This is a genomic window from Actinomadura sp. NPDC049753, from assembly GCF_040674655.1.
Taxonomy (GTDB): domain Bacteria; phylum Actinomycetota; class Actinomycetes; order Streptosporangiales; family Streptosporangiaceae; genus Spirillospora; species Spirillospora verrucosospora.
Genome location: NZ_JBFARL010000157.1, coordinates 1,468 through 19,154, shown reverse-complemented (window position 1 = coordinate 19,154; position 17,687 = coordinate 1,468). Strand labels below are relative to the sequence as shown.

Genomic DNA, 17,687 nt, shown 5'->3' with positions numbered 1-17,687 from the left:
GGCGCCACCCCGCGGACGACGCGGCGGCTCCGCGCGGCCGGCGGGTGCGCGGTCAGCGGCCCGGGGACGTTCCCGACGACCCGCGCGGCGAGGGCCTCGGCGGCCGCCCGGGGCGCGGCGGGCAGCAGCCGCCCCCGCTGGGCGGCGTCCCCCAGCCCGGTGATGAGGGCGCCCAGGCGCGTCACGCCCGCCGCGCGCTCGAACGGGTTGTCGGCGAGCTCGACGCCCCGCAGCCGGCGGCGTTCGAGGGAGACGCTGCGGCGGGTGACGAGCCCCCGCTCGGCGACGACGGACCCGTCCCGCTCGTGGACGGTGAAGTCCCAGTTGAAGAGGGTGAAGACGATCACCGACATGACGGGCATGGCGATCAGCGTGAGGATGGCCAGCGCCAGGACCACGGCGGTGGGCAGCCCCACCACGTCGTGGCCGAGCGTCTCCACGCGCTCGCGCGTGATCAGTCCGAGGTCGTCGCCGAGGTTGTAGACGGTGCCGAGGAGGCTGCCCGCCAGCGCGAACGGCGTCAGCAAATAGGCGCCGCTGAGCGGGGCGTACAGGTACCAGCGGCGCCGCATGCGGCCGAGGGTGCGGCGCGGCGGGACCGGGGCGTCCCGGGCGAGCAGGACGCCGCGCAGCCGTTCGGCCTCGCCGCGGGAGACCGCGTTCAGCTCCCCCTCGCCGCCGTCCGCCCCGGCGTCGATGCTCACGACGGCCAGCCCGAGCAGCCGGTGCGGGAGGGACGCGGTGATGTCCACGCCCCGGATCCGGTCGCGCGGGATGCTCTTGACCGACCGGCCGACGAGCGCGCGCCGGAACTCGATGCGGTCCTCGTGCAGCACGTAGGTGAACGTCGCCCAGTTCGCGACGTGGAAGACCAGCCCGAAGGCCAGCCCCACGAGCGTGAAGTAGAACGCGGTGGACAGCCCGCCCACGAGCAGGCCCGTCGCGCCGGCGGCGAGGAGCGCCAGCAGCTCGCGGACGGCGCCGACCACGAAGGTGAGCGGATGCAGGCGTGCGGTCACGTGGCGTCGTCGCGGAGATCGTGCGCGCGGTGCGCGAGGTCTTCGGCGAGGCGCGTCGCCACGGCCACGGGCAGGCCCGCGACCTCCGAGGAACCGGCGTGGGAGGCGGTGTTGACCTCGATGGTGGCGAGGCCGAGCATCCGTTCGATCAGCCCCTGCTTGCTGTCGACGGTCTGGATGCGCCCGACGGGCACCAGCAGCCATTCGCGGCTGAACCAGCCCGTCCGCGTGTAGACGACGTCGGAGCTCACCTCCCAGCGGTGGACGCGGTACCGCCACACGGGCGCGACCGTGACCACCAGCAGCCCCACGGCGCCGACGATGGAGGGGAGCCAGCCGATCCGGCCGGTCAGCCAGGCGGGCAGCGCGTCCCAGCCCGCGTCGCCGATCCAGGCGGCCACGCCGAGGGCGAGGCCGAACGCCAGGCCCCACAGCAGCAGGTACTCGATGGCCCAGTGCGCGATCGCGCGGGGCGACACCCGGTGTTCGGGCGGCCTCAGACGCGGCGGGCGCGGCCCCCCGCCGCCCCTCCGGCGCCCAGGCCGCACCGACGTCACACGGCGAGTCTAGAGCGCCGGAGGCGCCCTCCCGCCGCCCCGTACGACCGGAACGGCAGAGGAAGCGGCGGCACGATCGCGGGCGCGCCGTCGTTTCTGTCAGTGGCGCGTGCGAGATTGTCGGTGGCGCGTGCGAGGTTGTGGCGTGGTTCACGCCGCCGGCAGGGCGTCGCCTGGGGCGGCGGCGACAAATTTGCATGCACTTGAACCGGACTCCGCCTATCTTGGCTGGTCCCCCTGGCCGGGGGCACGGGCGTCCGGCAACCGAGTCCTAGGAGATCCCCATGACCTACGCGATCCAGGCGGACGGCCTGGAGAAGCGGTTCGGTGAGACCCGGGCGCTGGACGGCGTCTCCCTCACCGCCGAGGCCGGAACCGTCCTCGGCGTGCTGGGGCCGAACGGCGCCGGCAAGACGACCATGACCCGGATCCTCGCCACGCTGATCGAGCCGACGGGCGGCACCGCCCGGGTCGGCGGGTTCGACGTGGTGAAGGACGCGCACAAGGTGCGGCAGCTGATCGGGCTCACCGGCCAGTACGCCGGGGTCGACGAGATGCTGACCGGCACCGAGAACCTCATCCTCATCGGGCGGCTGCTCGGGATCCCGCGCCGGGAGTCCAGGGCGCGCGCCGCCGAGCTGCTGGAGCGCTTCCAGCTGACCGACGCCGCCGAGCGCGCCGCCAAGACCTACTCGGGCGGGATGCGCCGCCGCCTCGACCTGGCCGCGAGCCTCGTCGGGCGCCCGCAGATCCTGTTCCTGGACGAGCCGACCACGGGCCTCGACCCGCGCAGCCGGAACGGCCTCTGGGACATCGTCCGCGGCCTGACCGACGACGGCGTCACCGTGCTGCTCACCACGCAGTACCTGGAGGAGGCCGACCAGCTCGCCGACGACATCATCGTCATCGACCGCGGCCAGGCCATCGCGCACGGCACGTCCGACATGCTCAAGGCCCAGGTCGGCGGGCAGGTGCTGGAGGTCAGGCCGGTCGACGCGGCGGACGTGGCGGCGGTGGAGCGCATCGTCGGCGAGCTGGCCGAGGCCGTCCCGGAGGTGCGCGACGACCTGGTCAGCGCGCCGATCACCGACCCGCAGCTGATGCCGGCCGTGGTCCGCCGCCTCGACGAGGCGGGCGTCGCCGTCGGCGAGCTGTCGCTGCGCAAGTCCAGCCTGGACGAGGTGTTCTTCGCCCTCACCGGCCACCACACCGACGACATCGACGCCGAGGCCGACGAACTGCAGAAGCAGACCGACAAGGAAGGCGCCTCCGCATGACCACCGCGACGCTCGCGCCGCAGGATCTGTCCAAGCGGATCGCGCCGGCCACGGCCCTGCGCAACACGATCACGCTGGCCTGGCGGAACCTGGTGCAGATCAAGCACAACCCGATGGAGCTGCTCGACCTGTCGATCCAGCCCATCATGTTCGTGCTGCTGTTCGCCTACGTGTTCGGCCCGCCGATGGCCGGCAGCGTCGAGGCGTACCTGCCGATCGTGATCCCCGGCATCATCGCCCAGAACGCCCTGTTCGCCGGGATGAGCACCGGGTTCGGGCTCAACACCGACATCACCAAGGGCGTGTTCGACCGGTTCCGCAGCCTGCCGATCGCGCGCAGCGCCCCGCTGGCCGGGCGGATCATCGCCGACACCGTCAAGCAGGCGTGGTCGATGACGATCCTGCTGCTGGTCGGGTTCGCCATCGGCTTCCGGGTGGAGACGAACGCGCTGGCCGTGATCGGCGCGTTCCTGCTGCTGCTGACCTTCGCGATCCTGTTCTCCTGGACGTCGGTCTTCATCGCGATGAAGGTCAGCGAGCCGGAGAAGGTGCAGATCTTCGGCTTCGTGGTGATCTTCCCGCTGAGCTTCCTCAGCACGGCGTTCATCCCGTCCACGAAGGGCATTCCCGGCTGGCTCGCGTACGTCATGGACAACAGCCCGGTCACGCAGCTGGTCGAGGCGATGCGCGGCCTGCTGGTCGGCGGCCCCGTCCTGGAGCACGCCTGGATCGCGCTCGCGTGGGGCGTCGGCATCTCGCTGGTCTTCGCGCCCCTGTCGCTCCGCGCCTTCAAGCAGCGCGCCTGAGGCTCGGCCGAGGCGCTGCTGAGAACGGGGAACGCCCCGGCGGTCGGGGACCGCCGGGGCGTTTCGCGCGGAACGGGTCAGGCCGCGTTCTGGTCGGCCTTCGCCTTCGCCTTGCCGTCGTCGAGGGCCGCGAGCTCGAAGTCGGCGCGCGGCTGCTCGATGGTCGCGAGCGAGACGGTCTCGCGCTTGAGGAACAGCGCGAGCGTCCAGTCCGCGATGACGCGGATCTTGCGGTTGAAGGTCGGGACCATCGCGCCGTGGTAGCTGCGGTGGAAGAACCACGCGGGCCAGCCCTTGAGCTTGATGCCGAGGGGGTTGGCCACGCCCTTGTGCAGGCCGAGGCCCGCGACGGCGCCGAGGTTGCCGTGCACGTAGGGCTTGAGCGTCTTGCCGCGCATCGACCGCACGATGTTGTCGCCGAGCAGCTTGGCCTGGCGGACGGCGTGCTGGGCGTTCGGCGGGCAGAACATGCCGTCCTCGGTGAGGTCCGGGATCGCGGCGTTGTCGCCCGCGGTGAACGCGCGGACGAGGCCCTCGATGGTGAGGTACTCGGTGCCCTTCACGCGGCCGCGCTCGTCGACCGGCAGGTCGCCGTTGCGCACGACCGGCGACGGCTTGACGCCCGCGTTCCACACGAGGGTGCCGGCCGGGAAGCTGCTGCCGTCCGACAGCTCGATCTGGCCGTCCACCGCCGACTGCAGGAAGGTGTTCATCTTCACCGCGATGCCGCGGCCGCGCAGCTGCTCGGCGGTCCACTTGCCCATGTCGGGGCCGACCTCCGGCAGGATGCGGTCGGCGGCCTCCACCAGGACGAACCGCAGGTCCTGCGGCGTGACCTTGCGCATGTACTTGGTGGCGTCGCGGGTCATGTCCTCGAGCTCGGCGACCGCCTCGACGCCGGCGAACCCGCCGCCGACGAACACGAAGGTCAGCGCCTTGCGGCGCAGCTCCACGTCGTCGGTCGACTCGGCGATCTCCAGCTGCTCCAGGACGTGGTTGCGCAGGTGGATGGCCTCGCCGACGGTCTTGAGGCTGATGCCGTTCTCGGCCAGCCCGGGGATCGGCAGGAGCCGCGGCACCGCGCCGGCCGCCATGACCAGGTAGTCGTAGGTGATCCGCTCCGGCGGGCCCGCCAGCGGCTGGACGATCGCCCATCGCTCGTCGTGGTTCAGCTCGGTCACGCGCGCCTTGCGGACGGTGCACTTCGGCAGCACCCGGCGCAGCGGGACGACGACGTGCCGCGGGGAGATGTTCCCTGCGGCGGCCTCGGGCAGGAACGGCTGGTACGTCATGTACGAGTTGGGGTCGACGACGGTGACCCTGACCTCGCCCCTCTTCAGCTCCCGCTTCAGCTTCTTCTGCAGGCGAAGAGCGGTGTACATGCCCACATAGCCGCCACCCACGATGAGGATGTGGGGAGCGCCGGGGGTCCCCTGGGCGGTCCTGGCCATTGCGGCCCTCCAATGTCACGGTCGGCTTGTGAAGACATTCACAAACTAGCGGATGGAACGTGCCGTTCACCAATCGGGAACCACGAAAGAACCGCCGAACTTCCCGTTACGGCAAAGGATCGCGCGGATACGGGTGTGAAACCCGCCACTACTTACCCAAAAGCGGGGTGGAGCGCAGCAATGCACGCATGACGAACGTCACAGGACACCGCCCCGGGCGACGGCCTCCCGAGGCGGGGCGAACGGCCCGTCCCACCCCCCGGAAAGCCCTAAGGTTGGGGCGGACGAGGAAGGGGGCGCCGGCGGCGGGACGCGCGCGGCCGACAATCGGGGGCCGAGATGACGGCGATCCGGCGGCGCGCGGCGTACGATCTCGCCCGGGAGCGTATCGATGATGAGCAGAGACCGGCGGCCGGTCATGGCCGCGGCGGGCGCGCTCGCGCTCGCCGGGGCGCTGAGCGGCTGCGGGCTGATCGGCCAGCCCCAGAACAAGAGCGCGGAACTGTCGGAGTGGTTCACCGTGACCAGCCCGGTCTTCCGCGATGGGCGCGAGTTGCCCCCGAGATACGGCTGCACGACGTACCCTGGCGGTCAGGGCAAGACCCCGCCGCTCCGGTGGTCGGGCACGCCGGCCGGCACCCGGTCGTTCGCGATCGTGATGGATGACCCGGACGCCTCCGGCGGCGCCAAGGTCCACTGGGTGATCGCGGGCATCGACGGAACCGTGAACGAGCTGGTCGAAGGCGCCCGGCTCGACGGGACCGTCGAGGGCTTGACCACCGGCAAGAAGGCGGGTTACGCGCCCCCGTGCCCGCCCAAGGGAGAGAAGCATCGGTACCGGTTCAGCATCTACGCGCTGGACGATCCGGCACCGTTCCGGAACGGCGCGGCTCTGAAGGACTCGCTCCCCGCGATCGCCAAGCACACGGTGGGGCGCGGGCGGATCACCGGGAACTTCGGCGGCGAGCAGGCGCGTTGACCGTGGAGCCTGCGAGCACAGGGTCAGGGCGGGCCCCAGCGGGGGCCGGAGCTGTCAGGGGTGTGCGGATCGGCGGAGTTGGCCGATCGGCACGCGCCGTGTGAGGGTGAATGTGCGCGAAGGGTGTGACAACGGTCATAGCGGTCGGAGAGAATCGGGTAAGCCAAGGCGGCGGAAACCCGTGACTATCCGGACGCTGGCGACAATCGGGACGGACCCGCGGTCCGCGCTGGCGACTCTCGCCGGGCCAAGGCATTGGGTGGTGGCATGACTTCTTACATCGTGGTCTTCGGCCTCATTGTGGTCGTCGTCCTCGTGGTCGTCCTCGTGGCCCTCGGCCTGCGGGCCAGCAGGGCGGGGGGCGATGACGACGACGACTGGATGGACGACGAGCCGCAGAAGCAGCCGCGCGGCCGCCGAGGAGTCCCCCCGCCGCAGGAGCAGACGGGCGCCCCGGACGAGTACGGCCCCGGTTACGACGAGGGCTACGACGGCGGCTACGACCGCGCTCCCGAGCCCGTTCCCGACCGCCGCGTCGCCGGCGGCGGCGGCGGCCCGCTCGCCGCTCCCACCTCCGCCCCGGGGCCGTCCGCCCCGCCGCCCCCGCCTCCGGGCCAGGCGTCGGACGAGATGGAGGACGACGACTACTGGGCGACGATCACCTTCGACAAGCCCAAGTTCCCCTGGCAGCAGAACGAGGGCGGCCCGCGCCCCGAGAGCGACCCGGCCGCCGACCCGCTGAACGCGCAGGCTCCCCCGCCCGAGCAGCCGGCCATCGAGCCGCCCGGCCTCACCCAGCCCGTCTCCCTCGGCCCCGACGGCACCGTCCTCAACGGCCTCGGCCCCGGCACCGGTCCGCAGCAGGCGCCCCCGGGCCCGGGCGGGTTCCAGGGCGGCTCCCCGTTCCCCGGCAACGACCCGAGCGCGACGTCGCTCGACCCCATCCCGACCGACCTGGCCGGACCGGGCGCCCCCGGCGGCCACGGCGGCACCGGCCCGCAGAGCCCCTTCGGCGGCCCCGGCGCGCCCGACCAGCCGGTGTACGGCGGCCAGGAGCCGCAGCCCGCGTACGGAGCGTCCGACTACGGCTCGGGCGACCCGTCCTACGGCGGCCAGGACCAGTACGGAAGCCAGGACCAGTACGGCGTCCCGGACCAGTACGGGAACCAGGACCAGTACGGCGGAGACCAGCCGCAGTACGGCGTGCCTGAGCAGCCGCAGTACGGCGTCCCCGAGCAGCCCCAGTACGGCTCCCAGGAGCCGTCCTACGGCGACTACGCCTCCGACCCGCTCGGAGGCCGTCCGGCCGCCGGCCCGCCGCCCGGAGGCCGCCAGGACTACGACATGCCGCTCGGCTCGTCCGGCCCCGGCGGGGCCCTCGGCGGCGACCCGCTCGGGCTGCCCCTCGGCCGTCCCGAGGAGCCTCCGGCTCCGCCCGCTCCCCCCGCTCCTCCCGCTCCCGCCCCCGCCGCCCCGGCGGCGCACGGCGGCGGCACTGACACCGACGGCCACAAGCTCCCGACCGTCGACGAGCTGCTCCAGCGCATCCAGTCCGACCGGCAGCGGTCGGGCCCGCCCTCGCCGTCCGACACGGGCGGCTCCTACGGCGGCTCCCTGAACGACCCGCTGAGCGACCCGCTCGGCACCGGCTCCTACGGGACGACACCGCCCAGCCCGCCGAGCACCGGCAACACCGGCCCGTGGCCGTCCGGCGGGCAGCAGGGCGGCGGCTCCGGCCAGGGCTACGACTCCGGGATCGGCGGGCCGCCCGGGTACGGGCAGGGCCAGCAGAACGACGGCTACCCGACCGCCCCCGCCTACGGCGACTCGCAGCGCTACGACGACCCGCTCGGCGGGTTCGGCGGCGGCGGAGGCGGCGAGGCCGGCTCCGGGGGCTCCGGGGCCTACGGCGACTTCAGCGGCAGCAGCTACAACGGCGGCGACCCGCTCGCCGCGCCGCACGACCAGGGCACCGGCGGCTACGCCGACCCGAACGCCACGCAGGCGTACGGGTCCGGCTACTACGGCGGCGCGCCGCAGCAGCAGGGCGGCTACCCGCAGGGCGGCCAGCAGAACGACAACCCCCCGTACGGCTCCCAGCAGCCCACCGACGACTGGGAGAACTACCGCCGCTGACCAGGGCACACTCGATCGAGGGCCGCCGGATCCGTCCGGCGGCCCTCGTCGCGTCCAAGGGGACGCCGAGTACATGATTGAATACGTTGTGTGACTTTTCAGCCACCGAACGCATCCACGCTCCGGCGAGACCTCCTCGCCTCGTTCGTCGTATTCCTCGTCGCGATCCCGCTCTCGCTGGGCATCGCCGTCGCCTCCGGCGCACCCGTCGCCGCCGGGCTGATCGCCGCCATCGTCGGCGGCGTCGTCGCGGGCCTGATCGGCGGCTCGCCGCTCCAGGTCAGCGGACCCGCCGCCGGGCTCACCGTCCTCGTCGCCGGACTCGTGCAGACCTACGGCTGGCGTGCCACCTGCACGATCACCCTGCTCGCCGGACTCGTGCAGATCGTGCTGGGCGCGAGCCGGGTCGCGCGCGCCGCCCTCGCCGTCTCCCCCGCCGTCGTGCACGGCATGCTCGCCGGGGTCGGCGTCGTCATCGTCCTCGCCCAGGTCCACGTGGTCCTCGGCGGAAGTCCCCAGCAGTCGGCCGTCGCGAACCTGAGCGAGCTGCCGGGCCAGCTCGCGCGGCCGCACACGCATTCCGCGCTGGTGGCCGGGCTGACCGTGCTCGTCGTGCTGGGCTGGTCGCGGCTGCCGAAGAGCGGGGCGCTCCGCCTCATCCCGGGCCCGCTGCCCGCCGTCGCCCTGGCCACCGCCCTCGCCTGGGCCCTCGGCTGGCGGGTGCCGCGCGTCGACCTGCCGTCCTCGCTGCTGGACGGCTGGAGCCTCCCCGTCATGCCGGAAGGGTCACTGTTCGGTATCACCGGTGCGGTCATCTCCGTGGCGCTCGTCGCGGCCGTCGAGTCCCTGCTGTGCAGCGTCGCGGTCGACCGCTCCCGCCCGGCCGGCGTCCCGTCCGCCGACCTCGACCGCGACCTGCTCGGCCAGGGCGCCGCGAACGCCGTCTCCGGCCTGCTGGGCGGGCTGCCGATCACCGGCGTGATCGTCCGCAGCACCGCCAACATCGAGGCGGGCGGCCGCACCCGGCTGTCCCCCGTCCTGCACGGCGTCTGGGTCCTCGTCCTCGCCCTGGCCTGCGGGCCGCTCATCGAGCAGGTCCCGCTGGCCGCGCTCGCCGCGCTGCTCGTCGTGCTCGGCGTCCGGCTGGCCGACCTGTCCCGGGTCCGCGCCCTGCGCCACCACCGCGAGGCGCCCGCCTACTTCGTCACCCTCGGGGGCGTCGTGCTGTTCGGTCTCGGCGAAGGCGTCCTGCTCGGCATCGGGGTCATGGCGGTGCTGGCCCTGCGCCGGCTCACCCGGCTCTCGGTCCGGACGGAGCAACTCGTGCCCGCCCCCGGCGACGCCCCCGCCTCACCCCGCTGGCACGTGGTCGTCGAGGGCACGTTCACCTTCCTCGGCGTCCCCCGCGCCGCGCGCGCTCTCCAGCAGATCCCGCCGGACGCCCGCGTCGACCTCGACCTCAACGTCGACTTCATGGACCATGCCGCGTTCGACGCCGTCCATCGCTGGAGGCTCGCCCACGAGCGCCAAGGGGGGAGGGTCGACATCGACGAGGTTCACGAGGCTTGGTATGAAAGAGCTGTGACAGGCGATATCTCCCAAGCGGCCAAGAATCCGCCTCCGGCCCGCTGGTGGGCCCCCTGGTCCAACAGGCGGCGGCGGGCCGAGGCCGCGCTGGACGCACCCGAGATGTCCCCCGCGGACGTCCTGCTGAACGGCGTCCGCGAGTACCACGGGCGCACGGCCCCGCTCGTCCGCCCGATCATGGCCGAGCTGGCGATGGAGCAGAAACCCCAGCACCTGTTCATCACCTGCGTCGACTCGCGCATCGTGCCCAACATCATCACCGCGAGCGGCCCCGGCGACCTGTTCATCAACCGCAACGTCGGCGCCCTCGTCCCCCGGCACGGCTCCCGGACGCCCGACGACTCGGTGGCGGCCACCGTCGAGTACGCCGTCAACGTCCTGGACATCAAGACCATCACGGTCTGCGGCCACTCCAACTGCGGCGCGATGGCCGCGCTGCTCGCCGGCGGCACCGAGGTCGAGCACCTGGAGGGCCTGTCGCGCTGGCTGAAGCACGGCAACCACAGCCTGGCCCGCTTCCTGGCCGAGGAGCCGCCCGGCGACGAGCAGCCCCTCGCCCGCCTCTGCAAGATCAACGTGATCCAGCAGCTCGACAACCTGCTGACCTACCCGTGGCTCCGGGAGCGGGTCGACTCCGGCGAGATCGAGCTGGTCGGCCTCCACCTCGACCTCGGGTCCGCCACCGTCGAGGTCTACGACCCGGCCGGCGGCGCCTTCGTCCCCGTCCCGGCCGAGGCCCCGCGGCCCCGGTCCCTCACCTGACGCAGGCGCGGGTCGTCCTCCGGCAGGACGACCCGCGCACCGGGTTCATCAGCGCCCGACGAGCTCGTCCTCGCCGCGCGTGTAGCTGCGCACGTACATCCCCGTGACCTTGCGCGCCCGGCGCGCGCGCCTGTCCGTCGCCGGCAGGAACAGCGCGTCGCGCCGGCTGGCGCGCGAGAAGTCCCACAGGTACACCAGGCTCCCCAGCACCCCGGCGAGCACAAGGGCCACGAACACGATGACGATCATCATCGCTCCTCTCCACGGGACTCCAGCACCCCGGTCCCGCCGCCGTCACCGATCAGGGCGATCAGCTCTTACCAGGACGGTAAGCGCCCCGTTTGAAGCCCTCTGTGTCCCATGACCTGTTTCAGGAGAGTCTCTGTCCCCAACCCGTCGGCCCCCGGCCGCCCGGCGCACGATTCAGCGGTTGCCGACCACCGGCGTTCTCGGACGGTAGCGGTGCAAGGTCCATGGCCGCGGACGAGGACCGCGGCCCGAGCACAACCGAGGAGGTCCTCTCATGGGCAAGAAGATGATCAGCTTCTCCCGGGGTCCCGGGGGCGAGCCGGTCGACGTCAGCGACGACGGACTGACGACCACGTACGCCGACGGATCGCAGCTGGTCCGGCCGGAGCCCGGTGCGGCCGTCACCCCGCCGGAGCCGAACGCGGTCAGCTTCTCCCGGGGTCCCGGGGGCGAGCGGGTCCACGTCAGCGACGACGGGAAGACGACCACGTACTCCGACGGATCGCGGACGATCCGCCCGTAGGCGGTACGCGAAGCCACCCCGGACGCCGCACAGACCAGCGCAACGGGTCTGGACGGCGTCCTCAACACAGCACCATCAAGGGGCCCGGCCACCACCGGGCCCCACCTCCCCCCGGAATGGCAAAGCCCGACCTGTTCGGGGAAGCCGGGGAACCGAGGACGGGCCTCCCGAACTTCCCCGCCCCAGCCAGAATGTGCGGCCGCACGGCACGCCCGCCGGCCGCACCTCCGCCGAAGGTGTCGGCGCGCTTCCTCCGAGCTGATCAGCTCACCCCGTACCGCGGCCGCGCACGCCCGGCCTCCGAACCGCCCCAAGACGTCCTGGCCGCCCTGAACGAAACTTGGACGGCCGGCGCTTCCCAGGTGGTCTGCGGGCGGACGAGTCGGCCTTCCAGCGATTCCGCCCCTGCCCGTCTCCGGAGTGCGGTGGGGGACCAGAACGGGCTGCGATCATTTTCTTATGTCAAGGGAAAGTTCGCGCCACTATCGCCCGGTCTACGTGGCGTGCATCATCGTCGCTTCCGTCACGGGTCTGCTTTCGGTCGTCTGGATCGGCGGAACGATAGCCGCGTGGGCGGGGCAGGCGGGCAAGGCAAGGGCGACGGCGCGGGTACTGGAGGTCAGCGGCAACCGCTCTTCCGGCCACATCGTCGTCGAGTTCGCGGCGGGCGACGGCAGCAGGGTGAAGGCCGATGAGCGCCGGCGCAGCTGGCCTGGAACCGCCAGACAGGGAACCGAAGTCGAGGTCGCCTACGACCCCGATAACCCGGCTGACGTTCAGCCGTTCCAGGATCTGGGAAGGGCGTTGGCCGCGTGGTCGCTGTTCACGGTCGTGGCGGTCGCCTCGGGCCTCGGCGCCTACCGCACCCGTGCACGCCCCTCTGCCGCAGCATGAAGCCACGCCGCAGGTCGGGGGGTGGGGCGGACGAGTCGGCCTGTAAGCCGGGTTCTGTGTCCGTCGTCCCTTGCGGGGCGGCGGGTGACGGCCATCCATCTCGGGCCGCCGTTGCCGGCGGTCTCCAGCGGTCTACCCGCAGGCTCGGGCGGGCCGCCCTCAGGCACCTGCGCGGGGCCTCTTGCGGGGCCCCTTCTTGACCTTGCTCCGGGTGGGGTTTACCTAGCCGCCCACGTCACCGTGGGCGCTGGTGAGCTCTTACCTCACCGTTTCACCCTTACCACCGGCGGACCGGTGGCGGTCTGCTTTCTGTGGCACTGTCCCGCGGGTCACCCCGGGTCGGCGTTACCGACCACCCTACCCTGTGGAGCCCGGACTTTCCTCGACGGGGATCGCTCCCCGACGCGGCCGTCCGGCCGGCTCGTCCGCCGTGGCTCAAGGTTAGCGGCTCCGTGTGCCGCACACGTACCCGTCACCGGTCAGGCGGGAAGGTGATGGGTGTCGTTGAAGGCGCGCAGGGTCGCCGGGCCGTCGGCGTACCAGTCGACGGACGTCAGCGCCGCCACGTCGAGGTGCATCCGGTACAGGGACGACATGGGCGCGCCCAGGGCGTCCCTGACGAGAAGCTTGATCGGCGTGACGTGCGAGACCACCAGGACCGTCTGCTCGCGGTAGCGGACCTTCAGCTTGTCCAGGGCCGTGCGGACGCGGCGGGACACCTGGGCGAAGCTCTCCCCGCCGGGCGGGGCGGCGTCGGGGTCGGCCAGCCACGCCTTCAGCTCGGCGGGCCAGCCCTTGCCCGCCTCGGCGAACGTGAGCCCTTCCCAGTCGCCGAAGTCGGTCTCCCGGAAGCCGTCCTCGACCCGGACGTCCAGGCCGGTGACGGCCGCGACCTCGGCGGCGGTGTCGCGGCAGCGGGACAGGGGCGAGGTGACGATCGCGTCGATCCCCCGGTCCTTGAGGGCGAGGGCGGCGGCGCGGGCCTGGGCGAGGCCGTGCGGGGTGAGGGGGACGTCGCCGATCCCGGCGAAGCGCTTCTCGATCGACAGGGGCGTCTCGCCGTGCCGCAGCAGCAGCGTGGTCGTCGGCGTGGACGAGGCGGGCCGGGGCGGCGGGTCGGGCTCCTCCGGCGCCTCCTCGACCTTGCGCGTCCAGTGCTCGCCGCGGGCGGCGGCGTCCATGGCCTCGTTGGCGAGCCGGTCGGCGTGCGCGTTGCGGTTGCGCGGGATCCAGCCGTAGGACACCGCTCCCAGCGCGGCGGCGAGCTCGCGGGCCTCCAGCGCCAGCGGCACCATGTCCGGGTGCTTGATCTTCCAGCGGCCCGACATCTGCTCCACGACGAGCTTGGAGTCCATCCGGACCTCGACGCGGGCGGACGGGTCGATCCCGGCGGCCGCCGCGAGCCCGGCGATCAGGCCCCGGTACTCGGCGACGTTGTTGGTGGCGTGCCCGATCGACTCGGCGACCTCCGCGAGCACCTCGCCGGTCAGCGCGTCGCGGACGAGCGCCCCGTACCCGGCGGGCCCGGGGTTGCCGCGCGACCCGCCGTCCGCCTCGACGACCAGCTTCCGGCCGGCGCTCACAGACCCGACTCGGGCGTCCGGACGAGGATGCGGCGGCACTCCTCGCAGCGGATGACCTCGTCCTCGGCGGCGGCCCGGATGCGGTTCAGGTCGACGGTGTTCAGCGCGAGGTGGCAGCCCTGGCAGGCGCCGCGGTACAGCTTGGCCGCTCCGACGCCGCCGAACTGGCCGCGCAGCTTCTCGTAGAGGCCGAGCAGGTCGTCCGGGACGTCCTTGGCGACGGCGGTGCGCGCGGCGCTCGACGCCCCGGCCTCGTCGTCGATCTCGCGCTGGGCGGCGTCGCGGCGCTCGGTGAGCGTGGCCAGCTCCTCCTGCGCGCCGGAGCGCTCGGCGTTCAGCGCGGCGACCCGGCCCTCGGCCTCCTCGGTCCGCTCCATGATCTCCAGCACGACCTCCTCCAGGTCGGACTGGCGGCGGTGCAGCGACTCGATCTCGGTCTGCAGACTGCTGAGATCCTTGGCCGAGGTCACCTGCCCCGAGTCGAGCCGCTTCTGGTCGCGGTCCGCGCGGGTGCGGACCTGGTCGACGTCCTGCTCGGCCTTCTTCTGCTCCCGCTTCAGGTCGCCGACCTCCGTCTCGGCCGCCACGATCGCGTCGCGCAGCTCGGTCAGCCGGCCCTCCAGCCGCTCGATCTCCGCCAGCTCCGGCAGCGTGCGGCGGCGGTGCGCCAGCCGGTCGAGAGAGCTGTCGAGGTCCTGCAGGTCGATCAGGCGAAGCTGGGCTTGCGGTGCGGCTTTCACTTTGCTCCTTCGTCGTGAAGGTTCCACGCGTCGGTGATGAGCGTGGACACCCGTGTCTCCAACTTGCCCGCTTCCGGGGACGACCCGGCCAGGCGCCGCTCGGCGTCGGCGAGCCAGGGCCACTCGGTCGCCCAGTGCGCGGCGTCCACCAGGGCCGGGCCGCCCTGCTCGGCGAACTCCGACGCGGGGTGGTGCCGCAGGTCGGCGGTGAGGTAGACGTCGACACCGGCCGCCTGGGCGGTGCCGAGCAGGGAGTCGCCGGCGCCGCCGCAGACGGCGACGGTGCGGACGGGGCGGTCCGGGTCGCCGGCCGCCCGGACGCCCCAGGCCGTGGACGGCAGCCCGGCGGCGGCGCGCCGGGTGAACTCCCGGAGCGCGACCGGCTCGTCCAGCTCCCCTATCCGGCCGAGGCCGCGGCGCGGGTCGTCGTCGGCGGGGACCATCGGGCGCAGCTCGCCGGTAAGCCCGACGGCCCGCGCCAGCGCGTCCGACACGCCCGGGACGGCCCGGTCGGCGTTGGTGTGCGCGGTGTGCAGCGCGATCCCGTTAGTGATCATGCGGTGGAGAAGCCGGCCCTTGGGCGTGGTGGCGGCGACCGAGTGCACCCCGCGCAGCAGCAGCGGATGGTGCGTGACCACGAGGTCGGCCCCCCATTCCAGCGCTTCGTCGATCACGGCGGCGACGGGGTCGACGGCGAACAGCACCCGTCCCACCTCCTGGCCGGGGTCGCCGCAGACGAGGCCGACGGCGTCCCAGGACTCCGCCCATGCGGGTGGGTAGAGCTCCTCCAGAGCGGAGATGACATGGGATAGGCGCACGTCCCGCAGGCTACCGCGCCTGGGCGCTCCCAACGAGCCACCGAGCGTCACCCCGAGACGCCAAGGTCTGTAACGATATGGGAGGGACAGTGCACGACCGAGGGAGGAACGCCATGTCGGCCGCCGGCGCCGCCGCGGGACCGGAGCCCATCCAGCCCATCCGACCCGTCGAACCGAAGGCGGAACGTCCGTACATGCCGGGTTACGGCATCCAGGGACCGCAGGAAGGAAGCGGCCTGCTGCCGTGGTCCTGGGCCGTGGAGCGGCTGCGGGCCGCCCGCAACTTCTGGGTGTGCACGGTGCGGCCGGACGGGCGCCCGCACTCCATGCCGGTCTGGGGCGCCTGGTCGGGGGAGGCACTGCTGTTCAGCAGCGCGGTGCCGTCCCGCAAGATGGTGAACCTGCGGGCGAACCCCCAGGTGGTGGTCACCACCGAGGAGGCCGAGAACCCCGTGGTCATCGAGGGGCGCGCCGAGATCGTCACCGAACTGCGGGATCTCCAGCGCTTCATCGACCTGGTCAACTCCAAGTACGCCACGCGCTATCGTGTCGACTTCCTGGACCCTGAGGTGAACGCCACCGTCGCGGTGCGACCACAGTCGGTGTTCGGGCTCCGCCAGGGAGATTTCACCGGTTCTCCCACCCGGTGGTCGTTTGTAACCTGAATGTCCGCTGGGATCATTCTGGAGACTCATCGCGTTGGAGAGTGCGTGAAGCAACCCTTTCGCCGCCGCAAGCGCGTCAAGGGCCGTCCGATGGGCAACCGCCCGGAGGCGGCCGAGCCGGAGACCATCGAGTGGCCCCGCGAGGGGACGGGCAAGTCGTCCCTGATGGGGGCCATCAGGGGCGACGGCGAGACCGGCGCCGGCTTCGGCGGCGGCATGTTCGAGGACCTCGCCTCCGCCTTCGAGGGCTCCAAGAAGGTCAAGCAGGAGGAGCTGGAGCGGCAGAAGGTGCTGCGCCAGGACGACCACGAGCAGACCGGATCCGGCAACGTCCGCGACGACCTGGAGTCCGGCAAGATCCGGATCCGGCGCACCCCGCCGCCCGCATGATCAGGCCGGAAGGCTCTCGAACATAGGTTCGAATCGGGGTTATCCTGCCCTCGTGAGCACCTACGTTCCGCCCGGCTGGCCCTCGCAGGTGCATCCGCCGGGCACCGACCGCTTCGTGGACACGGCGCTCGCCTGGCTGCTGGAACTCGTCCCGCCCGAGTACCGGCGCTACGGCGTCCTGCGCCGCTACCCCATCGCCCTCGCCCGTATGGCCCGCCACCATGTCCACGCGTCCGTGGAGGCGGCCCGGGAGGGCTTCCGCACCGCTCGCGTCGACCTCGGCGACGTCGTCCCCCCGCACGGCGTCGAGTCCGTCCTGGACGCCTACCGCCGCGAGGGCGCCCGCCTCGTCTCCCTCCTCCAGGGGATCGAACTCGTCGAGACGGCCCTGCGCGGCCTCGCCGAGCCGGACGATCCCGCCCATCGCCGCCCCTTCACCCCCAAGCTGTGACCGCCGTGTTGACGCTGTGTCGCGCCGTGCGCAAGCCTTGATCTGTTCCTTACGGGAGGCGGGGTTCCGGTGAGCGCACCACCTGGGTGGTACCCAGATCCGGAGTTGATGGGTCGCGAACGCTACTGGGACGGCCAGACCTGGACCGGCGAGTCGCGCCGCTACGACTCCCGCGCACGCCGCCGCGCCTCCCTGAGCGCCGAACCCCCACCCGCCCCCGCCCCGCGCCCGCAACGCCCTAGCCCGGCACCACGGCCGGCGCCTGAGCCGCCTTCCCCTGCAGCCGCCGAGCCCCCGCCCTCAACGGAAGCACCAGCACCGCACCCCCCGCTTTCGGGCCCTGGGCTGCCTCAGCACGCGGCCACGCCCCCGCCCCCTGTTGCGGAGACGCCGTCTGCGTCGCAGCCGCCCCTCCAGGAGGCTCGGCCCGAACCCCCCACGCCTCCCCCACCGAGCCTCGGCGCGTCCCGCACACCGCCCCAGCACCGGCCAGCCGCGCCACCACCTCCCCCGCCAGAAGCCCCACCGGAGACAGAGGCTCGCACCCCATCCGCCCCGGCCGGACCACAGGCCCCATCACCGCGCTTCACGACGCCTTCGCGCCCGCCCGCACCCACGCAGCGCACCTCGCCATCGGCTCCACCGGAAACACCGTCCGCCCCGGCCGGACCGCAAGCCCCATCACCGCGCCTCACGACGCCTCCACGCCCGCCCGCACCCACGCAGCGCACCTCGCCATCGGCTCCACCGGAAACACCGTCCGCCCCGGCCGGACCGCAAGCCCCATCACCGCGCCTCAC

General features: G+C 72.8%; 18 protein-coding genes and 1 other RNA gene. 11 read left to right on the top strand and 8 right to left on the bottom strand.

The genetic code is table 11. The features are described 5' to 3' along the window. The coding region (locus AB0K37_RS30705) for a PH domain-containing protein (protein ID WP_363986908.1) at positions 1-1,019 on the bottom strand (1,019 nt) is incomplete at its 3' end. Beyond that, positions 1,016-1,498: a PH domain-containing protein gene (locus AB0K37_RS30700; protein WP_363986907.1), complete on the bottom strand. Its 483-nt coding sequence runs from the start codon at positions 1,496-1,498 to the stop codon at positions 1,016-1,018. The genes AB0K37_RS30705 and AB0K37_RS30700, both read right to left, overlap by 4 nt. Positions 1,499-1,860: 362 nt before the next feature. On the opposite strand from AB0K37_RS30700, the gene AB0K37_RS30695 reads away from it, so the two are divergent. Together AB0K37_RS30695 and AB0K37_RS30690 are read left to right on the top strand one after the other, a co-directional pair. Further along, complete coding sequence (locus tag AB0K37_RS30695) at positions 1,861-2,853, top strand: ATP-binding cassette domain-containing protein (RefSeq protein ID WP_363986905.1); 993 nt, start codon at positions 1,861-1,863, stop codon at positions 2,851-2,853. Next, on the top strand, positions 2,850-3,659 hold the full coding sequence (locus AB0K37_RS30690) for an ABC transporter permease (RefSeq protein ID WP_363986903.1): 810 nt from the start codon (positions 2,850-2,852) through the stop codon (positions 3,657-3,659). The genes AB0K37_RS30695 and AB0K37_RS30690 overlap by 4 nt, the downstream gene beginning before the upstream one ends. Positions 3,660-3,736: 77 nt before the next feature. Here the strand turns inward: AB0K37_RS30690 and AB0K37_RS30685 are convergent, their stop codons facing one another. After that, the gene (locus AB0K37_RS30685) at positions 3,737-5,110 is read right to left on the bottom strand and encodes an NAD(P)/FAD-dependent oxidoreductase (RefSeq protein ID WP_345178520.1); all 1,374 of its coding nucleotides are present in this window, start codon (positions 5,108-5,110) and stop codon (positions 3,737-3,739) included. A 391-nt stretch (positions 5,111-5,501) separates the two neighbouring features. On the opposite strand from AB0K37_RS30685, the gene AB0K37_RS30680 reads away from it, so the two are divergent. The 3 genes from AB0K37_RS30680 (at position 5,502) to AB0K37_RS30670 (ending at position 10,574) form a co-directional block, all read left to right on the top strand. Beyond that, a complete protein-coding gene (locus tag AB0K37_RS30680; protein ID WP_360358858.1) occupies positions 5,502-6,089 on the top strand; it encodes a YbhB/YbcL family Raf kinase inhibitor-like protein in 588 nt (195 codons plus the stop codon). 267 nt (positions 6,090-6,356) lie between these two features. Further along, positions 6,357-8,225 (top strand): hypothetical protein, encoded by a 1,869-nt coding sequence (locus AB0K37_RS30675; RefSeq protein ID WP_363986901.1) that lies wholly within the window; start codon positions 6,357-6,359, stop codon positions 8,223-8,225. Positions 8,226-8,315: 90 nt separating this feature from the next. Next, entirely contained in the window at positions 8,316-10,574 is a 2,259-nt protein-coding gene (locus tag AB0K37_RS30670) for a bifunctional SulP family inorganic anion transporter/carbonic anhydrase (RefSeq protein ID WP_363986900.1), read from the top strand. Between the two features lie 48 nt (positions 10,575-10,622). Here AB0K37_RS30670 and AB0K37_RS30665 read toward each other — a convergent pair whose 3' ends face one another. Next, positions 10,623-10,826, bottom strand: a complete 204-nt coding sequence (locus AB0K37_RS30665; protein WP_345178526.1) for a hypothetical protein — start codon at positions 10,824-10,826, stop codon at positions 10,623-10,625. Between the two features lie 271 nt (positions 10,827-11,097). Between AB0K37_RS30665 and AB0K37_RS30660 the strand changes: the two genes are divergently transcribed. Next, positions 11,098-11,346: a hypothetical protein gene (locus AB0K37_RS30660; protein ID WP_363986898.1), complete on the top strand. Its 249-nt coding sequence runs from the start codon at positions 11,098-11,100 to the stop codon at positions 11,344-11,346. A 498-nt stretch (positions 11,347-11,844) separates the two neighbouring features. Beyond that, complete coding sequence (locus AB0K37_RS30655) at positions 11,845-12,240, top strand: DUF3592 domain-containing protein (protein WP_363986896.1); 396 nt, start codon at positions 11,845-11,847, stop codon at positions 12,238-12,240. Positions 12,241-12,267: 27 nt separating this feature from the next. On the opposite strand, the gene rnpB is transcribed toward AB0K37_RS30655, so the two are convergent. The 4 genes from rnpB to AB0K37_RS30635 all read right to left on the bottom strand — a co-directional run bounded on the left by rnpB (position 12,268) and on the right by AB0K37_RS30635 (position 15,381). Then, positions 12,268-12,664, bottom strand: an RNA gene (gene rnpB / locus AB0K37_RS30650) — RNase P RNA component class A. Positions 12,665-12,719: 55 nt separating this feature from the next. Further along, on the bottom strand, positions 12,720-13,823 hold the full coding sequence (locus AB0K37_RS30645; protein ID WP_363986894.1) for a bifunctional RNase H/acid phosphatase: 1,104 nt from the start codon (positions 13,821-13,823) through the stop codon (positions 12,720-12,722). Next, positions 13,820-14,563 carry a C4-type zinc ribbon domain-containing protein gene (locus AB0K37_RS30640; RefSeq protein WP_363986893.1) on the bottom strand — a complete coding sequence of 248 codons (744 nt, stop codon included), beginning with the start codon at positions 14,561-14,563 and terminating at the stop codon, positions 13,820-13,822. The genes AB0K37_RS30645 and AB0K37_RS30640 overlap by 4 nt, the downstream gene beginning before the upstream one ends. After that, positions 14,560-15,381: a Nif3-like dinuclear metal center hexameric protein gene (locus tag AB0K37_RS30635; protein ID WP_363986891.1), complete on the bottom strand. Its 822-nt coding sequence runs from the start codon at positions 15,379-15,381 to the stop codon at positions 14,560-14,562. Before AB0K37_RS30635 ends, AB0K37_RS30640 begins: the two co-directional genes overlap by 4 nt. A gap of 113 nt (positions 15,382-15,494) precedes the next feature. Here AB0K37_RS30635 and AB0K37_RS30630 point away from each other — a divergent pair, with 113 nt between their 5' ends. The 4 genes from AB0K37_RS30630 to AB0K37_RS30615 form a co-directional block, all read left to right on the top strand. Further along, the gene (locus tag AB0K37_RS30630; protein WP_363986889.1) at positions 15,495-16,046 is read left to right on the top strand and encodes a pyridoxamine 5'-phosphate oxidase family protein; all 552 of its coding nucleotides are present in this window, start codon (positions 15,495-15,497) and stop codon (positions 16,044-16,046) included. Between the two features lie 45 nt (positions 16,047-16,091). Continuing rightward, positions 16,092-16,436, top strand: a complete 345-nt coding sequence (locus AB0K37_RS30625; RefSeq protein WP_363986887.1) for a DUF6191 domain-containing protein — start codon at positions 16,092-16,094, stop codon at positions 16,434-16,436. Positions 16,437-16,488: 52 nt separating this feature from the next. Beyond that, positions 16,489-16,887 carry a hypothetical protein gene (locus AB0K37_RS30620; RefSeq protein WP_185026136.1) on the top strand — a complete coding sequence of 133 codons (399 nt, stop codon included), beginning with the start codon at positions 16,489-16,491 and terminating at the stop codon, positions 16,885-16,887. A 69-nt stretch (positions 16,888-16,956) separates the two neighbouring features. Further along, on the top strand, positions 16,957-17,687 hold a 731-nt coding region (locus tag AB0K37_RS30615; RefSeq protein ID WP_363986910.1), incomplete at its 3' end, for a DUF2510 domain-containing protein.

Coding starts and splice junctions, on each gene's coding strand:
- AB0K37_RS30695 (WP_363986905.1), top strand. CDS start 1,861: ATGACCTACGCGATCCAGGCGGACGGCCTGGAGAAGCGGTTCGGTGAG.
- AB0K37_RS30690 (WP_363986903.1), top strand. CDS start 2,850: ATGACCACCGCGACGCTCGCGCCGCAGGATCTGTCCAAGCGGATCGCG.
- AB0K37_RS30685 (WP_345178520.1), bottom strand. CDS start 5,110: ATGGCCAGGACCGCCCAGGGGACCCCCGGCGCTCCCCACATCCTCATC.
- AB0K37_RS30680 (WP_360358858.1), top strand. CDS start 5,502: ATGATGAGCAGAGACCGGCGGCCGGTCATGGCCGCGGCGGGCGCGCTC.
- AB0K37_RS30675 (WP_363986901.1), top strand. CDS start 6,357: ATGACTTCTTACATCGTGGTCTTCGGCCTCATTGTGGTCGTCGTCCTC.
- AB0K37_RS30665 (WP_345178526.1), bottom strand. CDS start 10,826: ATGATGATCGTCATCGTGTTCGTGGCCCTTGTGCTCGCCGGGGTGCTG.
- AB0K37_RS30660 (WP_363986898.1), top strand. CDS start 11,098: ATGGGCAAGAAGATGATCAGCTTCTCCCGGGGTCCCGGGGGCGAGCCG.
- AB0K37_RS30630 (WP_363986889.1), top strand. CDS start 15,495: ATGTCGGCCGCCGGCGCCGCCGCGGGACCGGAGCCCATCCAGCCCATC.